The organism is Mesorhizobium sp. M7A.F.Ca.ET.027.03.2.1 (genome assembly GCF_003999175.1).
Lineage (GTDB): Bacteria > Pseudomonadota > Alphaproteobacteria > Rhizobiales > Rhizobiaceae > Mesorhizobium.
Genome location: NZ_RZOM01000009.1, coordinates 1 through 21,683 on the forward strand (window position 1 = coordinate 1; position 21,683 = coordinate 21,683).

A 21,683-nucleotide genomic window follows, 5' to 3' on the forward strand; every position below is an offset into this window, starting at 1 on the left:
CGATTACTACACCGGCCTGGTTTTCGAAATCGCGGCCGACAATGGCGACAGGCCGCTGGTCGGCGGCGGCCGCTATGACCGACTGCTGACCTTGCTTGGCGCGAAGACGCCTATCCCCGGCGTCGGCTTTTCTGTCTGGCTCGATCGCATCGAGGCATTGCGGGAGACGGCCCCATGATCACGCTGGCAATCCCGTCGAAAGGCCGACTGAAAGAACAGGCGCTGGAAGTACTGGCCAAAGCCGGCCTCGCCGTCAGCCTGCCCGGCGACGAGCGCAAATACCACGCCCGCGTCGAGGGTCTGGATGATGTCGAAGTGGTGTTCCTGTCGGCTTCCGAAATATCAGGCGAGATCGGCCAGGGCGCCGTCGATCTCGGCATCACCGGCGAGGATCTGGTGCGTGAAAACCTCGCCGATTGGGAAAGCCGCGCCGAAATCGTCGCCCGTCTCGGCTTCGGCAATGCCGATGTGGTGGTGGCTGTGCCGGACATCTGGCTCGACGTCGACACCATGGCCGATCTCGACGACGTCGCCGCCGATTTCCGCCAGCGCCATGGCCGGCGGCTGCGCATTGCCACCAAATACTGGCGGCTGACCCAGCAATTCTTCTCGCAGAAGCACGGCATCCAGGTCTATCGCATCGTCGAAAGCCTCGGCGCTACCGAAGGCGCGCCGGCGGCCGGTCTGGCCGATGTCATCGTCGACATCACAACCACCGGCTCGACGCTGCGCGCCAATCATCTCAAGGTGCTGGGCGACGGCCTCGTCCTGCGCTCGCAGGCCTGTCTGGTGGCGTCGAAGAAGACACGGGCGGCGGCCGATGAAGCGGTCCTGCGCGACATCGCGGCGAAGATGGCGGCTGCGGTCGGATAGGAATTATTTCCTTGACCGGTGAGGGCAGCTATGCTACATTTTTGCCCATGGTGCTGATTTGCGCCGGTGACCCGCCGCCCAGGCGGGTTTTTTCGTTTTGGCGCGCTTCGTCAGCCAACGCGAAGCTCCGGAGCATCGTTGACCGGATCGTTGCCCTGCCTCGACCATCGGCGGGATTTCCTCCACTCCGGCAGGCTGATAGGCTCGGCTAATGCATGTCGCCCAAAGTGATCTCGGTTTTGGGAGAACGACATGCATAAAAGCAAGGACCTAGAACGCGTCGCATGATTCTGTTTCAGCGCGACGCACTTAGTCCCGGGAGGAGAGAGCGATGCCGGTCAATCTCGACGAGCTGAAGAACGCCAGCAATTTGCGTGGACCCGGAGCGCGCGCTGGCGGTGTCTTCGTCGCACCCGTCGACAACAGGGCGCATGTCTCTGGCGAACGCAGCGTGCCGCTGCTCGACAAGACCATCCCCGCGCTGTTTTCCGACACCGTCAGCAAATACGGCACGCTCGACGCCGCTGTCTTCGTCGACCAGGACAAGCGCTTCACCTGGAGCGAACTGTCGGACACGGTGGACGCGCTGGCTGCCGGCTTCCTGGCGCTGGGGTTGGCAAAGGGCGATCGCGTCGGCATCTGGTCGCCCAACCGCTGGGAATGGCTGGTGACGCAGTTCGCCACCGCCCGCATCGGCCTGATCCTGGTCAACATCAACCCCGCCTATCGGTTGACCGAGCTCGACTATGCGCTGAACAAGGTCGGCTGCAAAGCGCTGGTCACCGCTGCCAGGTTCAAGACGTCAGACTATCTCGGCATGATCGAGACGCTGGCACCCGAGATCGCCAAGGCCACGCCGGGCAAGCTCAAGGCGCAAAAACTGCCGGCGTTGAAGATCGTCATCCGCATGGGCGACGAGAATTCGCCCGGCATGTTCAATTTCGGCGACGTGCTGGCCATGGCCGGGCGTGACGAGCACGACAGCCTCGACCGCATCTCGGAGAAGCTGAAGCCGGGCGAGGCCATCAACATCCAGTTCACCTCAGGCACCACGGGAGCCCCCAAGGGCGCGACGCTGACCCACAACAACATCGTCAACAACGGCAATTTCGTCACTTCGGCGATCAAGCTGACCGTCGACGACCGGCTGTGCATACCGGTGCCGCTCTATCACTGCTTCGGCATGTCGATGGGCACGATGGGCTGCGTCACGAAGGGCGCCACGATGGTTTTCCCGGGCGAGGGCTTCGATGCCGGCGCGACGTTGAAGGCGGTGGCTCAGGAACGTTGCACCGGGCTCTACGGCGTGCCGACCATGTTCGTCGCCCTGCTGGATCATCCGGATTTTTCCGCCTTCGATCTCTCTAGCCTGCGCACCGGCATCATGGCCGGCTCGCCATGCCCGATCGAGGTGATGAAGAAGGTGGTGTCGCTGATGCATATGGAACAGGTGACCATCGCCTACGGCATGACCGAGACCAGCCCGGTGTCGTTCCAGAGCGGCGTCGACGACCCCTTGGAAAAGCGCGTCTCGACCGTCGGGCGCATCCACCCCCATGTCGAGGTCAAGGCGGTCGATGCCGATGGCGCTACCGTTGCGGTCGGCATACCGGGTGAGCTTTGCACGCGCGGCTATTCGGTGATGAAGGGTTACTGGGACGACGACGACAAGACCCGCGAGGCGATCGACAGCGACGGCTGGATGCACACCGGCGACCTCGCCACCATAGACGCCGAGGGCTATTGCAACATCGTCGGCCGGGTCAAGGATATGGTTATCCGCGGCGGCGAGAACGTCTATCCCAGGGAGGTCGAGGAATTCCTCTACCGCCATCCAAAGGTCAAGGAGGTGCAGGTGTTCGGCATTCCCGACGCCAAATATGGCGAGGAGCTGTGCGCCTGGATCGTGCTCAAGCCCGGCCAGATCGCCACCGAGCAGGAGGTCAAGAACTTCTGCGCCGGCCAGATCGCCCATTACAAGATCCCCCGCCACATACGCTTCCGCACCGAATTGCCGATGACGGTGACCGGCAAGCCGCAGAAGTTCTTGATGCGCGAGGCGATGGTGGAGGAACTGGGGCTGGTGGCGCAGAAGACGGCGTGAACGGGTGAACGCTTCGATCAGTCGGTGCGCGAATGCAGCCACGGTTCGCAGCAGCGCGCAGGGGCTTGCATGAGCGGTTTCGGACATTCGGTGACTTCGTATGCGATGCCTTTGGCCGCCTTGGTGATGGCTGTCGCCGTCAGAGCCGGCGGGCTGTCGGCAGACGAAGGTTCGCTGAGCGCCAGGATACTCGTCGGAGCGCTTTCGAGTGCGATTATGTTCACCACGATTTTCGTGGTGCTCGACCACGCCGAGGCGGTGGCTCGGCGTGTAGGAGAGCCCTACGGCACGTTGGTGCTGACTTTTGCCGTGACGGCAATCGAGGTGTCGATCATCGTTTCCATGATGCTGCATGGAGAGAACAATCCTACGCTTGCACGTGAGTCCGTCTTCTCAACGGTGATGATTGCATCCACCGGCGTCGTCGGCACCTGTCTCGCGCTTGGCGGCTGGCGTCATCGCAAGCAGGCAATTGTTCGACAAGGGACCAGCGCATATCTGGCGGTTCTGATCGCGCTGACCATCATGACGCTTATTCTGCCAACCTACACACAAGCTACGGGGCCGGGCACATTTTCGGCAGCTCAACTTGGCTTTGTGAGCGTGCTTTCGGTGCTGCTTTATGCAAGTTTTGTGTTCGCGCAGACTGTCCGCCACCGAGAAGACTTTGTCGAAGGGCAGGCCCATGGCGTTTCGCTGCGGACTGCCCCTCACGAAAGCGTCTTTGCCGGCGCATTGCTGCTTTTGATCGGGCTGATTGGCATTGTCATGCTCGCCGAGCAGGTCGCCGCAAGTGTTGAAAATACGCTCGTTGCCTATCAGGTGACACAGGCTGACAGCATTGTGGGAGCAATGATCGCGGGGCTGGTGTTGATGCCGGAGGCCATTTCGGCGGTGCGCGCTTCACTCAACAATGAGCTGCAACGCGGTTTGAATGTCGCGATGGGTTCCGCTTGCGCCACAATCGGTTTGACCATACCGGCGGTCGCGGCCGCCAGCCTGCTGACGGAAAGAGGGTTAACCCTGGGGCTTCCAGCGACTGACACAGTGCTTTTGATTTTAGCGCTGTTCATATGCAACGTAAGTTTTAGTACTGAAAGAACAACATTCTTGACGGGCGCTGTCCATATCGTGGTATTTCTTACATATATATTTCTTATATTTGTACCATGAAAACTTTGGCCCAGGCTGGCAATTAGATACAGTGGCGCGACTGGTCGTCAACGGACTGCTTGGGTTCTTCAGTCTGGAAGCCGACAGCGAACTGCAGCCCGTTGCCTGAGATGGCGTTTCCGCTTCCGCACCGAATTGCTGATGACGGTGACCGGCAGGCCGCAGAAATTCCTAATGCGCGAAGCAATGGTGAAGGAGTTGGGGCTGGTAGTGCAGAGGACGGCGTAAAGAGGGCTGTCCGTGCGAGCCGTCATGACCGTCTAATTATTCATTGACAGGTCGAAAATCGTCAATAGTCAACTCGATCTTTCAAAATAGGCCCTCGCCATTCCGCTAGGTACATTGAGCCATACCTGGTAAAAGCGTCTGGGTGTGCTTGATAGTGATCTAATAGATCGTTGGCAATTGACTCGTAGAAATCGATTATTCGATCGACTCCGTCGATCATGAAAGTTTCATCGCATTCGAATTTTTCAATTAATTTTCTGTATCTCGTGGTTGTGTTGGGGTGTGTATTTATCTCCAAAAAAGAGGGGTCGATCTTTCCCGCTATAATTTCAAAGACATAAAGCCCTAGCAAAAAGCTTGTTCCGCCTACGAACAGGCTATAACGATTTTCTTTATCTTCCGCGATAATAATAGAGTGTGCGTCAGCTTCGAATTCTTCGGAGTGTCGGCGCTTGTATCCCACCCACTCTCCAAGATCATCCCCATCGGAAAAGCGCTTTGCCGATGATATGTAAGACGTCTCTTCGGAGCTATGATTGAGGATATGATGCGCATATTCGTGGCCGATGATAAATTTCATCTGCCAATCGACAAACCCTTCAATTGTCGCGTGAATCTCCTGGGGTATCATCCCTCTGGGGTCAAGGTCGAAGTCAAGCGCCTCACTCAGCAGAAGTGTTCTAATGGCGATCAGGGTCGCAGCGCTTCGTACGCTTGCAGGCACATCGCCGACTGCCAAAGTACCTAGATTCATATAGTACAAAAAGTACCTGAGAACTTCAGATACAACAATTACCTTTCCAAACTCCGACTTTAGGCACATAGCATCGTAATTATTTGTTAATATGTATCTTCCTGGAATGTCAGTGCATACTAATCTTTCAAATTCAGGCATGTAGGATAGATATTGAGAAAAATCTCTCTGATTTTTATCAATCAACATTGTATTTAAATTTTTAACGATGGCTCGTCGTTGCATGACTCTGAAAATGCGAGCATGGTCGGTTATTGCGTCAGCCTGAACTCTCAGTAGAAAATCGTCTGCATTCTTTGGGCGCAATATCCTGGGGTATTCCTCTGGGCTGCAGACAAACTGAAGGAAATAGGCCGGATCAATTCCATCTGAGATATCGTCTTCAATCATTTGTTTGCGGCCATGTCCTAGACAGATATCGCATGTTGAGACGTCTAGTAGTCACAGCACTACTGACTCCGTGTTATGAACCGGGCGCGTTCTAGGAGTTCATCGAACGTCACGATATCGGTGCTGCGACTCTCACGCCGGAACAGTTCAAAGGTATCTCGCTTCACGTTCGCGGCTCTAGTGCTATCGGCGCGTAAGAACTCATCACTCGAGCCTATAACGAGTATGCTCTTGGCGTTTTTTGTGCGGGCGGTCAGAATTTCGCCCGCCTTGTTATGATGTTCGCCAGTCTGTGCGAAGGCAAGCCATTCCGCTTTCTGCTCAATGATCTGGGAAAATGCGCCCAGGAATTCTGGGCTGAATTCCCATGTTCCAGCACGTCCGCCACGACTGGCTTTGAAAATCGGAGTGTCCGGCTTCTTGATTTCAACGAGCACCGTGTAATCCGTGAAGGTCTGAAGGAAGTCGACCACAGGCTTGTTCTGGTTGTCGGTGCCGCCAGCGCCGACCGTCATCTCTCGATCAAACTGACGCATCACCCGATAGTCGAGACCATAGCCGAAAACCCACTGCTCGCGATCAAAGAAGTCTTGCCACTGCGCTTCGCTCCAATCTTTGTGGAGCATGTGCTTTTCATATTCTTCCAACCCCTGCCTGCGGCCCAGAAGGATGTTAACTTCCTCAACGGTCAGTTGCCCTTGCAGAGCGCGAAGAATGCCGTTCCTCTCTCCATCGGACATGTTCTTGATACGGTCGATGATCGCGCGATCTGAGGCATCGATGATCGCCTTCGGGCCGGCCTTCGTGGATATGTCTTCGATATGAAAAGTTTCTTGGTTCGACAGGTCGACGAACTCGATCTGAGTCAGAAAGTTTTGAAGTCGAATCCACTCATCGGAGCGGAAGGTGAATTCCTCCTTCTCCATTGCCTCGATCCAATCGCCCGCACGGGACTTGAAGGTTAGAAGCGACAGCCGCTTAATCTTTTTATTATCTTGCGTAACAAGGGCGGTCACTTGAGTCTTGCGGATATTGCCCGTCAGTCGAAGGCACATCGCGCCCTCTACCTCACCAAGGCGGACTTCGTCGCTGCCTTCATTCACCATTATGACGTTGCGAATACGCTCTGGGTTCATTCCCCCGAAGCTGAAGACTTTCGAGATATAGGTCTTAACCTGCTTGCGCAGCCTGAAGAACTCGTATCCGCTATCATCGCTCATGTCCTGACACTATCGCAGAAATATCGAAGTGGAAGTGATCTTACTTCGGTGGGCCTCGGAAATTTGTGTACAAGGCTTTCGGGTCTGCCAGGTCTGCATAGGGTTGGATTTTGATACCTAGGGCTACTGCGGCATCGTCGGGAAGCGCCCAATGTTCCACCATCCTTCCCTTGCTTCAATCCGCGGATTTGAGGTGGTCGATGAAGGCGCGCAGCTTCGGCAGGATTTGGCGTTTGCCGGGATGATAGAGGAAGAAGCCCGGTGTCGTGGCGGCGACGCTGTCCAGCACTGATTTGAGTTTTCCCTGGGCGATCGGACCTTCGGCGACAGGTCGAGGTGTCTGCGCCAGCCCAATGCCCTGCATCGCGGCCCCGAGCAATGTCGGATAGTCGTGCGCGATCAGTGGGCCCGAGACCATCGCTTCGATCGCCCCGTTGCCGTCGGCGAAGGACCAGGGCGCGATGGCGCCGTTCGAGCGGCGCAAGCGCAGGCAGGCGTGGTGGCGCAAATCCTCGACGTGCTCGGGGGCGCCATGGCGCTCGAGATAGTCCGGGCTGCCGACGACCACGAACGGGAACGACGGCGTCAGCCGCACGGCGACCATGTCGGGCGCGATGAACTGGCCAAGGCGGATGCCGGCATCGAACCCGCCTTTCGCCAGATCGACCATCTCGTCGCTCGCGGCGATCTCCAGCTCGATCTCGGGATAGGTTCGGCAGAACGACGCGATCATCGGCTCCAGGATCAACGGCACGACGGCGCGGGGTACGGACAGGCGCAGCAGCCCGGTCGGCCGTTGGCCGACATCACGCGCGGCCTCGCCTGCCATGACGATTTCCTCGAAGGCAGGGCCTGCACGGTCGAGGAACCGCTGACCAGCCTCGGTCAAACCGACGCTTCGCGTCGTGCGCACGAACAGCGCCGCGCCCATCCGGGCTTCCAGCGTGCGCACCGCCTGGCTCACAGCGGATGGCGTAACGCCGAGATCGGCGGAGGCACGGCGGAAGTTGCGGCGCCTGGCGACTGCCAGGAACACCTCGACGCCCTCCAGTGCACCGTGCCGAACTGTGTAGTTCTGCTTCATAGGTTGTTTTGATTATACCGGATAGTCGAATTATGGAAGCGGGCTTAGAGGTAGCCGACCGAAGCAGGGAGGCTTCGTGAACCAGTTGCTGACAGGAGGCCAAATGTCCACGGAAATGGTGTTCCAAACCCATCTCGTTCTAGGCTACGTCGCGTGGCTGCTTTGCTTCGGCGCATACGGTTTGCCGTGGCTGAGCTCCATGGACCGGGTCGCGGTGCAACGCGTCATTGCCACGCTGCACAGCTTCCGCTTCTTTGGGCTCGTCTTCATCCTGCCGGGTGTCGTTAGCCCCGATCTCCCAGCCGGCTTCGCCGTGTTCGCCGCCTACGGTGACTTTGCAACAGGGCTGCTGGCCATGCTGGCGCTGCTCACGGTGAGGATGCCTCGGCTCTTCTGGCCGTTGGTCGTCGCCTTCAATCTCGTCGGCATGGTCGAACTCGTCGTCGACTACTACCATGCCATCCAGGTCGGCCTTCCTGCGCATGCGGGGGAACTGGGCGCCGCCTACGCGATCCCGATCATCTACGTGCCGCTGCTGATGATCACGCACGTCGCCGCGTTCTATTTTCTGCTACGTCCTTTGAAGGTCCGGGTGTTGGCGACGACCGGCCCGGCTGTGCTTTGACGGTAAGAAGATCCACCAAAGAAAAAGGCGCGGGCCATGGCCCGCGCCTTTTCATATTCAGCCTTCCAAAGAGTTCAGTCCTTCTCGAAGATGCGCGCCTTGGCGACCACACCGGCAATGGCGCCGCCGATCAGCGGTGCAACGATGAACAGCCAGAGCTGGCCGATCGCGGCAGTTCCCGAAAACAGTGCCGGACCGATCGAGCGGGCCGGGTTGAGCGAGGTGCCGGTCACCGGGATGATGGCGAAGTGCAATCCTGCCAGCGTCAGGCCGATGACCAGTCCGGCGAACGCCGTCGAGTGCTTTTCAGCCGTGACGCCAAGGATCACGGTGACGAAGGTGAAGGTGCCGATCACTTCCCACAGTAATGCCGAGCTGACGCCCCATTTCGTCACATCCCAGCCATTGGCGCCGAAGCCGGTGGTGTGTCCGCCAACCTGGCCGGAAACGATGATCCACAACGCCAGCGAAGCAAGGACGCCGCCGATGACCTGCGCGATCCAGTAGGGGATCACGTCCTTGGCCGGCAGCCGGCCGGCAAGGAAGACGCCGAGCGTCACCGCCGGATTGAGATGCGCGCCCGAAATGGGGCCGATCGCATAAGCCGCCGCGATGAGGCCGATGCCGAACGCCAGACCGATGCCTTCCTGGCCGAGCGGCAGCGCGCCGCCGAAGCCGCCCGTCACCACAGAAGCCGTACCGATGAACACCAATAGAAATGTGCCTAGAACTTCCGCCAGATAAGTCTTCATTGCCCTCTCCTCGTGTCGATCCGCCGGTCCACCTTTTGCGCGCCGCGAATCACAACCGGAAGAGTATTCGCAACCAGAAAACTTGGAAAGCAGAGCGGTTGTGCAGGCCGACCTGCTTGTGCGCGCCGGTTGCGCGCTCTAGAGCAGGGCCGGAATAATTTTCTGCGTGACGGAACAAGACCATGCGACTGGGCGGACGGCTGGCTGCGGCCATCGAAGTGCTGGAAGACATCGGCCGGCGCCACCGGCCGGTGGCGGACGCGCTGAAGGATTGGGGCCTGTCGCATCGCTTCGCCGGCGGCGGCGACCGTGCGGCGATCGGCAACATCGTCTATGACGCCTTGCGCCACAAGCGTTCCGCCGGCTGGCTGCTGGGGCAGGACACGCCGCGCGCCATCGGCTTCGGCGCGCTGCTGCTCGAATGGCGCCAGACGGCACAATCGCTCAACGAGGCGCTCGATGGCGACAAGTTCGCACCGCCGCTGCTGACCGCCGCCGAGCTTCAGGCCATCGCCGAACGCCGGCTTGACGATGCGCCGGCCGCGGTGCGGGCGGATGTTCCGGACTGGTGCGCGCCGCTTTTCGAGCGAGCCTTCGGCTCGACCTGGGACGACGAGGGCGCCGCGCTGGCAACGCGCCCGCCGCTCGACCTCAGGGTCAACACCCTGCAGGCCAACCGCGACAAGGTGCTGGCCGAACTGACGGGAACCGGCGCGAAACCCTCGGCAATCGCGCCACACGGCATCCGCATCCCGCCGATCGACGGCGACGGCCGGCACCCGAACGTGCAGGCCGAGCCGGCTTTCCAGAAGGGCTGGTTCGAGGTCCAGGACGAAGGCTCGCAGATCGCGGCCGCCCTTGCCGGGGCGCAAGCCGGCATGCAGGTGCTGGATTTTTGCGCCGGCGCCGGCGGCAAGACGCTGGCACTGTCGGCTTCGATGGAAAATCGCGGCCAGATCTTTGCCCATGATGCCGAAAAAGCACGGCTGGCGCCCATCTTCGACCGCATCCGCCGCTCTGAAAACCGCAATGTCCAGATCGTCACCAAGCCGGCCGAACTCGCGCCGCTCGGCAACCACATGGACATCGTGCTGGTCGACGCGCCTTGCACCGGCAGCGGCACCTGGCGGCGCCGTCCCGATGCCAAATGGCGGCTGACGCAAAGGCAGCTCGATGCACGCAAGGGCGAGCAGTCGGCGATCCTCGATGCGGCCAAAGCCTATGTCAAACCAGGCGGCCTGCTGGTCTACATCACCTGCTCGGTGTTTGATGAGGAAAACGGTGAGCAGATCGCGGCCTTTCGGGACCGTAACAGCGGCTTTGTTCCCGTCGACCACCGCCAGCTCTGGGACAGCCGTTTTCCCGGCCATGAGGCAGCCGCACGCATCGGCGCCAGAGGCGACATCTCGCTGTCGCCGGCGCTCAGCGGCACCGATGGGTTTTATCTCTGTGCGTTACGCAGATCGGCCTGAATCCTATTCCTGACGGATGCGTGGCGCCGGCCGGCAGGCCAGGTCGATTGTGCAGTGCAGCAAAAGCATTTGCCTGCCGTCCATGCCTCTGCAATAAGCTTATCCGCGTAAAGGAAGGCAGCGGCAATGGCAGCAAAGATCGTACCCGCCCCGGACTATGAGGATCGCGTCAGGACCTCCTTCGCGCGTCAGAAGGCGATGGCCACGATCGGCGCCGAACTGACGCTGGTGACGCCCGGTATCATCGAGATCGAGATGCCCTATTCGGCGGCATTGACCCAGCAGCACGGCTTCCTCCATGCCGGTGTCATTTCGACGGCGCTGGACTCGGCCTGCGGCTATGCCGCCTTTTCGCTGATGCCGGAAAATTCCGGCGTGCTGACCATCGAGTTCAAGGTCAACCTCCTGGCGCCGGGCAGGGGCGAGCGCTTCCTGTTCCGCGGCTCGGTGACCAAGCCAGGCCGCACCATCATCGTCGCCGACGGCCAGGCCTACGCCTTCGCCGCCGACGGCGAGGCCAAGCTGATCGCCACCATGACCGGCACCATGATGACGGTGGTTGGCCGCGATGGGATTGAAGGGTGAGTGGCCGGTTCGCCGCAGGCGAATTCATCGTGCCGGTGGCACGATGAAAGGCCACGAACGCCGGGAGCTGCCGGAGGCAGCGGGTCCCGGCGAGCGGCGGTGCAGATAAGCAGATGATCGGGCGGAGAGGAATAAATCATCATGGCCGATAAAATCTCCCGCCTGTCGGGCAAGGACGTCCTCTTCGTTATGGCGGCGCAGGCCGAATACGGCCCGCACCTCAAGCAGCTGTTCACGCCGCTGATGACCGGTGTCGGTCCGGTCGAGGCCGGCGTCAGGCTGGGTGCTGAACTCTCCTGGCTGAAATCGCAAAAAGCACTGCCGGATCTCGTTGTTTCGCTCGGTTCAGCCGGCAGTCGGACGCTGCAGCAGACGGAAATCTACCAGGCGGTTTCGGTCAGCTACCGTGACATCGACGCTTCGCCGCTCGGCTTCGAGAAGGGCGCCACCCCCTTCCTCGACCTGCCGGTAACCGTGCCATTGCCCTTCAAGATACCGGACATCAAGCAGGCGACCCTGTCGACCGGCGGCGCGATCATCACTGGCGCGGCGTATGATGCTGTTGCCGCCGACATGGTCGACATGGAGACCTTCGCCTGCCTGCGCGCCTGCCAGCTGTTCGACATTCCGCTGATCGGTCTGCGCGGCATTTCCGACGGGGCGGCGGATCTCAGGCATGTCGGCGACTGGACCGAATATCTTGAAGTCATCGACGAGAAGCTGGCGGACGCCGTCATGCGGCTCGAACAGGCGATCGGCGACGGCGCCCTCCGGACGGAACCACCCCATGAAGATGCCAGACCAGCCTGAAAGTCGGGCTACGCAACCCATTGCGTCGACTCGTTTCTTTCTCTAAACGCTCGCCATGAAAACAGCCAATCATCCCGACACCGTCCTGATTGTCGATTTCGGCAGCCAGTTCACCCAGCTCATCGCCCGCCGCATCCGCGAGGCCGGCGTGTTTTCCGAGATCGTGCCGTTCCAGTCGGCCGAAGCGGCATTCAAGCGTATCAATCCGAAGGCCGTCATTCTGTCCGGCGGTCCGGCTTCGACCGGCGATATCGGCAGCCCGCGCGCGCCGCAGATCGTCTTCGATTCCGGCGTGCCGGTGCTCGGCATCTGCTACGGCCAGATGGCCATGTGCGTGCAGATGGGCGGCGTCGCCGAAAGCTCCGACCATCGCGAGTTCGGCCGCGCCTTCGTCGAGATACAAAAGGACAGCCCGCTGTTCGAGGGCCTGTGGGCGCCCGGCCAGCGCCATCAGGTGTGGATGAGCCATGGCGATCGCGTCATCTCCTTGCCCAAGGGCTTCGAAGTGTTCGGCAAGTCCGAGGGCTCGCCCTTCGCCATCTTCGGCAACATCGAGCGCAAGATGTACGGCATCATGTTCCATCCCGAGGTGGTGCATACGCCCGACGGCGCCCGGCTGCTCAGGAATTTCGTCCACAACATCGCCGGCATCGAGGGCGACTGGACCATGCGCGCCTACCGCGAGCACGCGGTCGAGACGATCCGCAAGCAGGTCGGCAAGGGCAAGGTCATCTGCGCGCTGTCGGGCGGCGTCGATTCTTCCGTTGCGGCGCTGTTGATCCACGAAGCGGTGGGCGACCAGCTGACCTGCATCCTTGTCGACCACGGCCTGATGCGCAAGGACGAGGCCGCGGGCGTGGTGGCGATGTTCCGCGAACACTACAATTTACCGCTCATTCTGGTGAACGCGTCGGACCGTTTCATCGACGCCCTCGAGGGCGAGTCGGACCCGGAGAAAAAACGCAAGACCATCGGCCGGCTGTTCATCGAGGTGTTCGAGGAAGAGGCCAAGAAACTCGGCGGCGCCGAATTCCTGGCGCAAGGCACGCTCTATCCCGACGTCATTGAAAGCGTCTCCTTCACCGGCGGCCCGTCGGTGACGATCAAGTCGCACCACAATGTCGGCGGCCTGCCCGCGCGCATGAACATGCAGCTGGTCGAGCCGCTGCGCGAGCTGTTCAAGGACGAGGTCAGGGCGCTGGGCAAGGAGCTTGGCCTGCCCGAAAGCTTCATCGGCCGGCACCCGTTCCCAGGCCCGGGTCTTGCCATCCGTTGCCCCGGCGGCATCACCCGCGAAAAGCTGGAAATCCTGCGCGAGGCCGACGCCATCTATCTCGACGAGATCCGCAAGGCCGGCCTGTACGACGCCATCTGGCAGGCCTTTGCCGTGCTGCTGCCGGTGCAGACGGTCGGCGTGATGGGCGATGGCCGCACCTACGAGTTCGTCTGCGCGCTGCGTGCCGTCACCTCGGTCGACGGCATGACGGCGGATTTCTACCACTACGACATGGCCTTCCTCGGCGCCGCCGCCACCCGCATCATCAACGAAGTCCGCGGCATCAACCGTGTCGTCTACGACGTCACGTCGAAGCCGCCGGGAACAATCGAGTGGGAGTGAGGGTACAAACGGCGGCAATAGCGTAGTTTCGGCGGCGAATTTCGCCGTCGCGCAGTGTTGTTGCAGTCCGTACCTTACTCCGCAGAGCTGGCGTTCTCCGTTTCTGCCTCGGTGGTTCGATCTGCGCCCAGTTTCCGGATGATGTAAAATCGCTTTAGAGGGCGGGAGTGCTCTAGCTGTTTAGTCCCGGCATTTGCTGGAGCGGATCGAGTTTGAAGCGTTCCGGTTGTGACGCCCACGCCTTGCAGATGAACTCGTAGGGCGTAAGGCCTTTGAGGGTCTTGAGCCTGCGACCGAAGTTGTAGGCCGAGATGAAGTCGGCAAGGTGCTGGCGGAGTTGGTCGTGGCTCTCGTAATAGAAACGCCTGACGGTTGCATCCTTGATAGTCCGGTTCATCCTCTCGACCTGGCCGTTGGTCCACGGATGCCTTGCCTTGGTCGTTCGGTGCTCGATGTCGTTCGTGGCGCAAGCCTATTCGAAGGCATGGGCCCAGAAGCGTTCGCCGTTTGCGATGGCCTCCTTGATCAATGGCACGGCCGAACCGCCGGCGCCGGGCGTCGTGAACTGGATACCGTTGTCGGTGAGGACAGTGTGGACCTTGTAGGGCACGGCCGCGATCAGGCGCAGTAGGAAGTCTCTCGATATGGCGGTGGTGGCCTTCTCATGCAGTTCGACGAAGGCGAATTTCGAGGTGCGGTCGATAGCGACGAACATGTGCAGCTTGCCCTGTTCTGTGCGCACCTCGGCGACGTCGATGTGGAAGTAGCCGATCGGATAGCTCTTGAACTTCTTCTTCGCCGGCTTGTCGCCTTCTACGTCCGGCAGGCGGCTGATGCCGTGGCGCTGCAGGCAGCGATGCAGTGATGAGCGCGTCAGGTGTGGGATCGTCGGTTGTAAGGCATAGAGGCAGTCATCGAGTGGCAACAGAGTGTAGCGCCGGAAGGCGACTATGACGGCCTCCTCCTCGGGCAAGAGCACTGTCGATCTAGGCTCTCTCGGACCGGTCGGCAAATCTGCCACCGAGGTCCGTTCCCGCCATTTGGCAACAGTCTTTTGGTTGACCCCGTAGCGCTTCGCCAGCGCCCTCAGGCTCTCTTGACTATGCTGTATCGCTCGACGGACCGCCTCTGTCGTCGTGGCGCTCCCATGAAGAACCTGGCCCATAGCGCATCCCTTGATTCGGAGGACAGGGGATGCCCATCAAAATCTGGGATCAAACATCTAGTCCCTCATCGCTCACGCCTCGACGTAGAATACCAACTGGGGCACGTATATCGGTCTGGTTGACCATGCTGCTTCAAAGCCTTGCTGCCGAGCAGCGTAGCGCCTCATATCAGCCGTTGCGCGATACTGTGCGCCGCCTGGAAGCAGACATCGTCCCGAGATTCGGGATGTTCGGAATTTTCAGGCCACGTCCCGCCGAACTGGCTTGCCGCCATCAGCCGCGAACACCGCGCTCGCCTCGCTGACGATAGAGACATGATCCCTGGCGGCCTTGCCCGCAGCAGCGCCGTCTCCGCGCATGATTGCGGTGACGATTAGCTCGTGTTCCTGCCAGGATTTGGCCAACCGTCCGGGCAGCATGAACTGAGCGCGCCGGAAGGGTGCCAACCGGCTGCGGGTCATCACGGTGAGATCGTGGATATGCGGGTTGTGGGCACCACGATAGAGCCGGGTGTGGAACTCGGTATTGAAATACTCGTAGTCCTCCTCGGCGCCCAGTTGCACCATCCGCGCCGAAGCCTGATGCTCGATTTCGAGCGAGCGGCGCTCGGCACTGGTCATGCGCTCGGCCGAGAAGCGCGCGCAGATCGCCTCCAGTTCGGCCATGCTCTCGAACATCGAGGCGAGATGCTCTTGCGTCACGACAGCCACGATAGCACCCCGGTTGGGCCGCCTTTCGACCAGCCCCATGGCGCTGAGGTGGCCGAGCGCCTCCCTGACCGGGGTGCGTGATACGTCGAAGCGGGCGGCGAGGGAGGTCTCGTCGAGCTTTTCGCCGGGGCGTAGGTAGCCGGTGACGATCCGGTCCCCGATCGCCCTCACCATCTGATCCACGGTCTTGCCCGACCTGATCAAGTTGCGCTTCCCCGACAAATCTCCTCCGCCCCGTCTTCTTGTGGAGGGTCGACGCAGCGGCCCATCGACTCAACATACCCCTGTATGCCTCTATTTTAATCTGCCTGTCAAATTGGCTGTTTTCAAGGCAAGAAGTGCATGCAATTGCCCGCTACATAAGCAGGCTCTTTTAAAGGTGCGATTGATTCCATTCATTAATTTCGCCAAAGAAACTGGCATGGCGATTGCATGCACTTTGTTGACGGCATCTTAACCGGCCCGGAAAGGGTCCTACAGGGGAGCATTCACAATGACCGCGAGATTCACGCTTAACCGCCGCGAGCTACTCAAGACCTCCGCCGCTGGAGCCGCACTCGGGCTTGCGTCCGCTGCCTTCCCCATCAGCAGGGCCTTTGCCGCTGCCGCCACCGTCGGCTTCATCTATGTCGGGCCGAAGGACGACTACGGCTACAACCAGGCGCATGCCGAAGGGGCGGCGGCGTTGAAGGGTATCGAGGGCATCTCCATCGTCGAGGAGGAGAACGTGCCGGAGACGGTCGACGTCCAGAAGACGATGGAATCGATGATCAATCTCGACGGCGCCTCGCTGATCTTCCCGACCTCGTTCGGCTATTTCGACCCCCACATGCTGGCCATGTGCACGAAATTCCCCGACGTGCAGTTCCGCCATTGCGGTGGCATGTGGGACAAGGCCAAGCACCCGATGAATGCCGGCTCCTATTTCGGCTATATCGGTATGGGCCAGTATCTCAACGGCGTTGTCGCCGGCCACACTTCCAAGACGAAGAAGCTCGGCTTCGTCGCCGCCAAGCCGATCCCGCAGGTGCTGCTCAACATCAATTCCTTCCTGCTCGGCGCGCGCTCGGTTGATCCGACCATCACTTGCCAAGTCATTTTCACCGGCGAATGGTCGCTGGCGGTCAAGGAAGCGGAAGCCACCAACGCACTGGTCGACCAGGGCGCCGACGTTATTAGCTGCCATGTCGATAGCCCGAAAGTGGTGGTCGAGACGACCGCCGGCCGTGGGGCCTTCGTGTGCGGCTATCACGCCAACCAGAGCCCGCTGGCGCCGGAAAAATACCTCACCGGGGCCGAGTGGAACTGGGCCAAGGTCTACAAGATGTTCGTCGACGACCTCGTCGCCGGCACGCCACTGCCCAACTTCACGCGCGGTGGCCTGGCCGACGGCTTCGTCAAGATGAGCCCGCTCGGTCCCGCCGTCGGCGAGCCGGCGCGCAAGCAGTTCGACGCCACGCTGGCCGAAATGATGAACGGCGGCTTCGCCGTCATCAAGGGACCGCTGAAGAGCAACAAGGGGGCTGTCGTCGCCACCGCGAGCCAAGCATTCCCGGAGACCGCGATCGAGCTCGAAAGCATGGATTATCTGGTCGAGGGCGTCGTCGGTTCGACCGCCTGATCTGAGGGGGTGGGGCGATGACGGACACGATGACAGGGGCCGGCATGCCGGCACTCTTCAGCGCCAAGGCCTATTCGGCGGCGGTGGAATGGATTGCGCGGCGGGCGGAGGCTTTGGTCATTCCGCTCGCGGCGCTGATCGTCGGCATGGCGCTGTTCAGCCTGTTCATTGTGCTCGTCGGCAAGTCGCCGATCCTGCTCTACCAGACCATGTGGCGCGGCGGCTTCGGCTCCTGGTTCTCGGTCCAGAACTCGCTGTCGCGCGCCGCTCCCCTGCTGCTGGCCGCGCTCTGCGTGGCCCTGCCGGCCCGGCTCGGCCTCGTCGTCATCGGCGGCGAGGGTGCAATCGTGCTCGGCGGCGTCGCCGCTGCGGCAGCCGGCACTGCGCTCAGCGGCGGGCCATCGTCAATCGTCATTCTTGCCATGGGCGTGGCGGGCATGGCCGCCGGCGGCATCTGGATCGGTGCCGTCGGCGCGCTGCGCCATTACCGGGCCGTCAACGAAACCATTTCCAGCCTGCTGATGGCCTACATCGCCATCGCGCTGATGAACCAGCTGGTGGAAGGGCCGTTGCGCGACCCGGCCTCGCTCAACAAGCCGTCAACGCAGCCGCTGGCGGACATCTACCGCATCGGCAACATTCCGGGCATGGACGTGCATTGGGGGCTGGTTGTCGGTGTCGTCGCTTGCATCCTCTCCTGGTTGCTCATCGAAAAGACCCGCTGGGGTTTTGCCGCGCGCATCGCCGGCGGCAATGTGCGGGCAGCACAGGTACAGGGGCTGGCCGTCGGGCCGCTGATCGTCGGCTTCACCGCGCTCGCTGGCGGCTTTGCCGGGCTTGCCGGCATGCTGGAGGTCGCCGCCGTGCAGGGGAGCGCCAACGCCTCGCTTTCCGCCGGCTATGGTTACACCGGCATCCTTGTCGCCTTCCTGGCCCGCCACAATCCGCTGGCCATCATTCCGTTCGCCATCCTGCTTGGCGGCATCGACGCCTCGGGCGGGCTGATACAGCGCCGCATGGACCTGCCCGACGCCACGGTGCTGGTGCTGCAAGGCATGATCTTCATCGTCATCCTGTTCAGCGAAACCCTCTACGGCCGCTTCAAGGCCTTCAATCCCGATCTTTGGAAAAGACCCGATCTCGTGAAGGGAGCCGCCTGATGGACGCGACCGAGATCGGCCTCTGGGGCGTGCCGCTGGCCGTGCTCGGCGGCGCCATCCGCGTGTCGACGCCCTTCATCTTCGTCTCGGTGGGCGAGGCGATCACCGAGCGTTCGGGTCGCATCAATCTGGGGCTCGAAGGCACGCTGGTCTTCGGTGCGATGACCGCCTATGCGGTGGCGGTGATGACGGGCTCGCCATGGCTCGGCCTCATCGCCGCCGCCTTCGCCGGCCTGTGCTTCGGCCTGTTCCATGGCTGGATCTGCAGATTCCCGAAAGTCAACGACATCGCCGTCGGCATCGCGCTGATGCTGTTCGGCTCGGGTCTCGCCTTCTTCTTCGGCAAGCCGTTTATCAAGCCGAAGGCGCCCAATCTGCCGGCCATTCCCTTCGGCGGCTGGTCCGACATTCCGCAGGTGCAAGCCGCACTCGACGTCAACGTGCTGTTCCTGATCGGCGCGGTGCTGTCGGTCATCCTGTGGTGGGCGTTCCGCAACACCCGCGCCGGCCTCATCGTGCGCGTCGTCGGCGACAGTTCGGACGCGGCACGCGCCATGGGCCTCAACCCCGATACGGTGCGGCTGCTCGCCACCGGTGTCGGTGGCGCGCTGGCCGGCATCGGCGGCGCCTACCTGTCGCTCTACTATCCCGGCAGCTGGACCGAACGCATCTCGTCGGGCCAGGGCCTGATGGCGGTGGCGCTGGTCATCTTCGCGCGCTGGAACCCGCTCGGCTGCTTTGCTGCAGCGCTTTTGTTCGGCGGGGCGGGAGCTCTCGGCCCGGCGCTTCAATCGGTCGGCGTCACGCAGGGCTACTACATGTTCTACGCCGCTCCCTACATCCTCACCCTCATCATCATGATCGCCACCTCGTCGCCGACACGAACGCTTGCGGGCGCGCCGGGCGAATTGTCGATCACCAAATGACTGGAGTTTTGCCGATGAACGCCAGAGCCGAAGTCACTCAGCATACGATCGACGCCGAGCCTTATCCTTGGCCCTACAATGGCGACCTGCGGCCCGACAACACGGCGCTGATCATCATCGACATGCAGACCGATTTCTGCGGGCCGGGCGGCTATGTCGACCATATGGGCTACGATCTGTCGCTGGTGCGCGCACCGATCGAGCCGATCAAGTTGGTGCTGTCGACGATGCGAGCCAAGGGCTACACCATCATCCACACGCGCGAGGGGCACAGGCCCGATCTCGCCGACCTGCCGGCCAACAAGCGCTGGCGCTCGCGCCGCATCAATGCCGGCATCGGCGACCCTGGCCCGTGCGGGCGCATCCTGGTGCGCGGCGAGCCGGGCTGGGACATCATCCCCGACCTTTACCCGACCGAGGGCGAGCCGATCATCGATAAGCCCGGCAAGGGCTCGTTCTGCGCCACCGACCTGGAGCTCATCCTCAATCAGCGCGGCATCGAGAACATCGTGCTGACCGGCATCACCACGGATGTCTGCGTGCACACCACCATGCGCGAGGCCAACGACCGCGGCTATGAATGCATGATGCTGGAGGATTGCTGCGGGGCGACCGACTACGACAACCATCTGGCGGCGATCAAGATGATCAAGATGCAGGGCGGCGTCTTCGGCACGGTGTCGAATTCCAAGGCGCTTGTCGCGCAGTTGCCATGAGGAGGCCGCGATGAATGACAGGAAAGCGGTCGGCGTCGAGACCATCGGCATGACCATGCGCTTCGGCGCCTTCACGGCGCTGGATGCCGTGTCGGTGAAGGTGCCGGCGGGCTCCTTCCACGCGCTGCTCGGCGAGAACGGCGCCGGCAAGTCGACGCTGGTCAAATGCATGATGGGTTTTTATCACCCGACATCAGGCGACCTGCTGGTCGATGGCCGCGAGGTGGCGATCGCTAGTCCGCGCGACGCCTCGGCGCTCGGGCTCGGTATGGTCTATCAGCATTTTACGCTGGTGCCGTCGCTGACCGGTGCGGAAAACCTCGTCATCTCGCGCGAGAAGGTTCCGGGCATTATCGATTGGCGTAGGGAACGAGCCGACCTTGCCGTGTTCATGGAGCGCATACCGTTCAAGCTGCCGCTCGACGTTAAGGTGGCGGAACTCGCCGCCGGCGAAAAGCAGAAGCTCGAAATCATCAAGCAGCTCTATCTTGGCCGCAGCTTTCTAGTGCTGGACGAGCCAACCTCGGTGCTGACGCCCGGTGAGGCGCAGGAGGTGCTGGGGCTGGTGCGCGACATGACCAAGGCCGGCGACCTCACCGTGCTGATGATTTCGCACAAATTCCATGAGGTCACCGGCTTCGCCGACGATGTCAGCGTGCTGCGCAAGGGCAGGCTGACGGGAACCGGCCGCGTCGCCGACCTCGACCACAAGGCGATGGCGGCGATGATGATCGGCGACCAGCCGATCGCCGCGCTCGACAGTCGCGCGGCGCCGAAACCCGATGCCGAGATCGTGCTCAAGGTCAAATCGCTGAAGGCGCCGGACCGCACCGGGCTGAAGTCGATCCGCATCGAGAATCTCGGCGTGCGTTCGGGCGAGATCGTCGGCATCGCCGGCATTTCCGGCAATGGCCAGAAGGAATTCCTCGAGGTCCTGGCCGGCCAGCGGCCGCGCGACGGTGGCGAGGTGCTGGTACGCGGCTCCGCCTATGCGGCGACGCGGGCCGAGGCGCGCGCGCTCAATGTGCGGCTCATCCCGGAAGAGCCGCTGAAGAATGCCTGCGCGCCAAAAATGACGGTGGCCGAGAACATCTCCTTCCGCACCTTCGACATCGACGGCAACGGCAGGCCGGTGAACTGGATCAGCGCCAGCGCCATACGCGCGTTCAGCGCCAAGCTGGTCGAGCAGTTCAAGGTCAAGACCGCCTCGCTATCCTCGCCCATCGCCTCGCTGTCGGGCGGCAATGTGCAGCGCGCCGTGCTGGCGCGCGAACTGACCGGCGAGGTCGACCTGCTGATCGTCTCCAACCCGTGCTTCGGCCTCGACTTCTCGGCGGTGGCCGAAATCCGCGCCCGCATCATGAAGGCGCGCAATGCGGGTGCGGCAGTGCTGCTGATGTCGGAGGACCTCGACGAGCTTTTGGAACTGTCCGACCGCATTTTCGTCATGTCGGACGGCGCGCTGGTCTACGAGACGCCGATCGCGCAAGCGAGCGTGCAGACCATCGGCGAGCATATGGCGGGACATCACTGATGGCGGAGATTGATGCGCAGCCGTTCGCCTTCTCCTTCAAGCCGCAGACGATGGCGCTGGTCGTCATCGACATGCAGCGCGATTTCGCCGAGCCCGGCGGCTTCGGCACCAGCCTTGGCAACGACGTCAGCCGGGTGGCCGCGATCGTGCCGACGGTGAAGA

19 protein-coding genes and 2 pseudogenes are annotated in these 21,683 nt (G+C 61.6%); 15 read left to right on the forward strand and 6 right to left on the reverse strand.

The features are described 5' to 3' along the window. The 4 genes from EN750_RS00990 to EN750_RS01005 all read left to right on the forward strand — a co-directional run. Positions 1–178: ATP phosphoribosyltransferase regulatory subunit (locus EN750_RS00990; RefSeq protein WP_189525983.1), on the forward strand; the 178-nt coding region annotated here is incomplete at its 5' end. Continuing rightward, complete coding sequence (gene hisG, locus EN750_RS00995; protein ID WP_127272183.1) at positions 175–873, forward strand: ATP phosphoribosyltransferase; 699 nt, start codon at positions 175–177, stop codon at positions 871–873. The genes EN750_RS00990 and hisG, both read left to right, overlap by 4 nt. A gap of 331 nt (positions 874–1,204) precedes the next feature. Then, entirely contained in the window at positions 1,205–2,977 is a 1,773-nt protein-coding gene (locus tag EN750_RS01000) for an AMP-binding protein (protein ID WP_127395352.1), read from the forward strand. A 69-nt stretch (positions 2,978–3,046) separates the two neighbouring features. Continuing rightward, positions 3,047–4,150: a calcium:proton antiporter gene (locus EN750_RS01005; RefSeq protein ID WP_127395353.1), complete on the forward strand. Its 1,104-nt coding sequence runs from the start codon at positions 3,047–3,049 to the stop codon at positions 4,148–4,150. A 289-nt stretch (positions 4,151–4,439) separates the two neighbouring features. On the opposite strand, the gene EN750_RS01010 is transcribed toward EN750_RS01005, so the two are convergent. From EN750_RS01010 to EN750_RS01020, 3 genes are all read right to left on the reverse strand, one after another. Then, positions 4,440–5,522, reverse strand: coding sequence for a hypothetical protein (locus EN750_RS01010; RefSeq protein ID WP_127395354.1), 1,083 nt, complete (start codon positions 5,520–5,522; stop codon positions 4,440–4,442). A gap of 59 nt (positions 5,523–5,581) precedes the next feature. Continuing rightward, positions 5,582–6,742: a Shedu immune nuclease family protein gene (locus tag EN750_RS01015; RefSeq protein WP_127395355.1), complete on the reverse strand. Its 1,161-nt coding sequence runs from the start codon at positions 6,740–6,742 to the stop codon at positions 5,582–5,584. A 175-nt stretch (positions 6,743–6,917) separates the two neighbouring features. After that, positions 6,918–7,826, reverse strand: coding sequence for a LysR family transcriptional regulator (locus EN750_RS01020; protein ID WP_127395356.1), 909 nt, complete (start codon positions 7,824–7,826; stop codon positions 6,918–6,920). 103 nt (positions 7,827–7,929) lie between these two features. Between EN750_RS01020 and EN750_RS01025 the strand changes: the two genes are divergently transcribed. Further along, a complete protein-coding gene (locus EN750_RS01025; RefSeq protein WP_127395363.1) occupies positions 7,930–8,451 on the forward strand; it encodes a hypothetical protein in 522 nt (173 codons plus the stop codon). Between the two features lie 74 nt (positions 8,452–8,525). Here the strand turns inward: EN750_RS01025 and EN750_RS01030 are convergent, their stop codons facing one another. Beyond that, positions 8,526–9,203, reverse strand: a complete 678-nt coding sequence (locus tag EN750_RS01030) for an MIP family channel protein (RefSeq protein ID WP_127395357.1) — start codon at positions 9,201–9,203, stop codon at positions 8,526–8,528. A gap of 182 nt (positions 9,204–9,385) precedes the next feature. Here EN750_RS01030 and EN750_RS01035 point away from each other — a divergent pair, with 182 nt between their 5' ends. The 4 genes from EN750_RS01035 to guaA all read left to right on the forward strand — a co-directional run bounded on the left by EN750_RS01035 (position 9,386) and on the right by guaA (position 13,688). Beyond that, entirely contained in the window at positions 9,386–10,675 is a 1,290-nt protein-coding gene (locus tag EN750_RS01035) for an RsmB/NOP family class I SAM-dependent RNA methyltransferase (RefSeq protein WP_127395358.1), read from the forward strand. Between the two features lie 126 nt (positions 10,676–10,801). Further along, on the forward strand, positions 10,802–11,260 hold the full coding sequence (locus EN750_RS01045; protein ID WP_013530371.1) for a PaaI family thioesterase: 459 nt from the start codon (positions 10,802–10,804) through the stop codon (positions 11,258–11,260). A 141-nt stretch (positions 11,261–11,401) separates the two neighbouring features. Further along, positions 11,402–12,070: a 5'-methylthioadenosine/S-adenosylhomocysteine nucleosidase gene (locus tag EN750_RS01050; RefSeq protein WP_127395359.1), complete on the forward strand. Its 669-nt coding sequence runs from the start codon at positions 11,402–11,404 to the stop codon at positions 12,068–12,070. A 55-nt stretch (positions 12,071–12,125) separates the two neighbouring features. Continuing rightward, positions 12,126–13,688 carry a glutamine-hydrolyzing GMP synthase gene (guaA, locus tag EN750_RS01055; RefSeq protein WP_023809008.1) on the forward strand — a complete coding sequence of 521 codons (1,563 nt, stop codon included), beginning with the start codon at positions 12,126–12,128 and terminating at the stop codon, positions 13,686–13,688. A 172-nt stretch (positions 13,689–13,860) separates the two neighbouring features. Here guaA and EN750_RS01060 read toward each other — a convergent pair. Together EN750_RS01060 and EN750_RS01065 are read right to left on the reverse strand one after the other, a co-directional pair. Continuing rightward, positions 13,861–14,853: pseudogene (locus tag EN750_RS01060) on the reverse strand (IS481 family transposase). Between the two features lie 240 nt (positions 14,854–15,093). Further along, positions 15,094–15,738, reverse strand: coding sequence for a GntR family transcriptional regulator (locus EN750_RS01065; RefSeq protein ID WP_245465905.1), 645 nt, complete (start codon positions 15,736–15,738; stop codon positions 15,094–15,096). A gap of 319 nt (positions 15,739–16,057) precedes the next feature. Between EN750_RS01065 and EN750_RS01070 the strand changes: the two genes are divergently transcribed. From EN750_RS01070 to EN750_RS40295, 6 genes and pseudogenes are all read left to right on the forward strand, one after another. Then, on the forward strand, positions 16,058–17,185 hold the full coding sequence (locus EN750_RS01070) for a BMP family ABC transporter substrate-binding protein (RefSeq protein WP_127395360.1): 1,128 nt from the start codon (positions 16,058–16,060) through the stop codon (positions 17,183–17,185). Positions 17,186–17,214: 29 nt separating this feature from the next. Beyond that, a complete protein-coding gene (locus tag EN750_RS01075; RefSeq protein WP_127395364.1) occupies positions 17,215–18,345 on the forward strand; it encodes an ABC transporter permease in 1,131 nt (376 codons plus the stop codon). Beyond that, a complete protein-coding gene (locus EN750_RS01080; protein WP_127395361.1) occupies positions 18,345–19,271 on the forward strand; it encodes an ABC transporter permease in 927 nt (308 codons plus the stop codon). The genes EN750_RS01075 and EN750_RS01080 overlap by 1 nt, the downstream gene beginning before the upstream one ends. Positions 19,272–19,285: 14 nt before the next feature. Next, positions 19,286–19,987 carry an isochorismatase family cysteine hydrolase gene (locus EN750_RS01085; protein ID WP_127321989.1) on the forward strand — a complete coding sequence of 234 codons (702 nt, stop codon included), beginning with the start codon at positions 19,286–19,288 and terminating at the stop codon, positions 19,985–19,987. A gap of 10 nt (positions 19,988–19,997) precedes the next feature. Next, positions 19,998–21,521: an ABC transporter ATP-binding protein gene (locus EN750_RS01090; RefSeq protein ID WP_127395362.1), complete on the forward strand. Its 1,524-nt coding sequence runs from the start codon at positions 19,998–20,000 to the stop codon at positions 21,519–21,521. Beyond that, positions 21,521–21,683 (forward strand): annotated as a pseudogene (locus EN750_RS40295) (cysteine hydrolase); the annotation flags it as partial. The gene EN750_RS01090 and the pseudogene EN750_RS40295, both read left to right, overlap by 1 nt.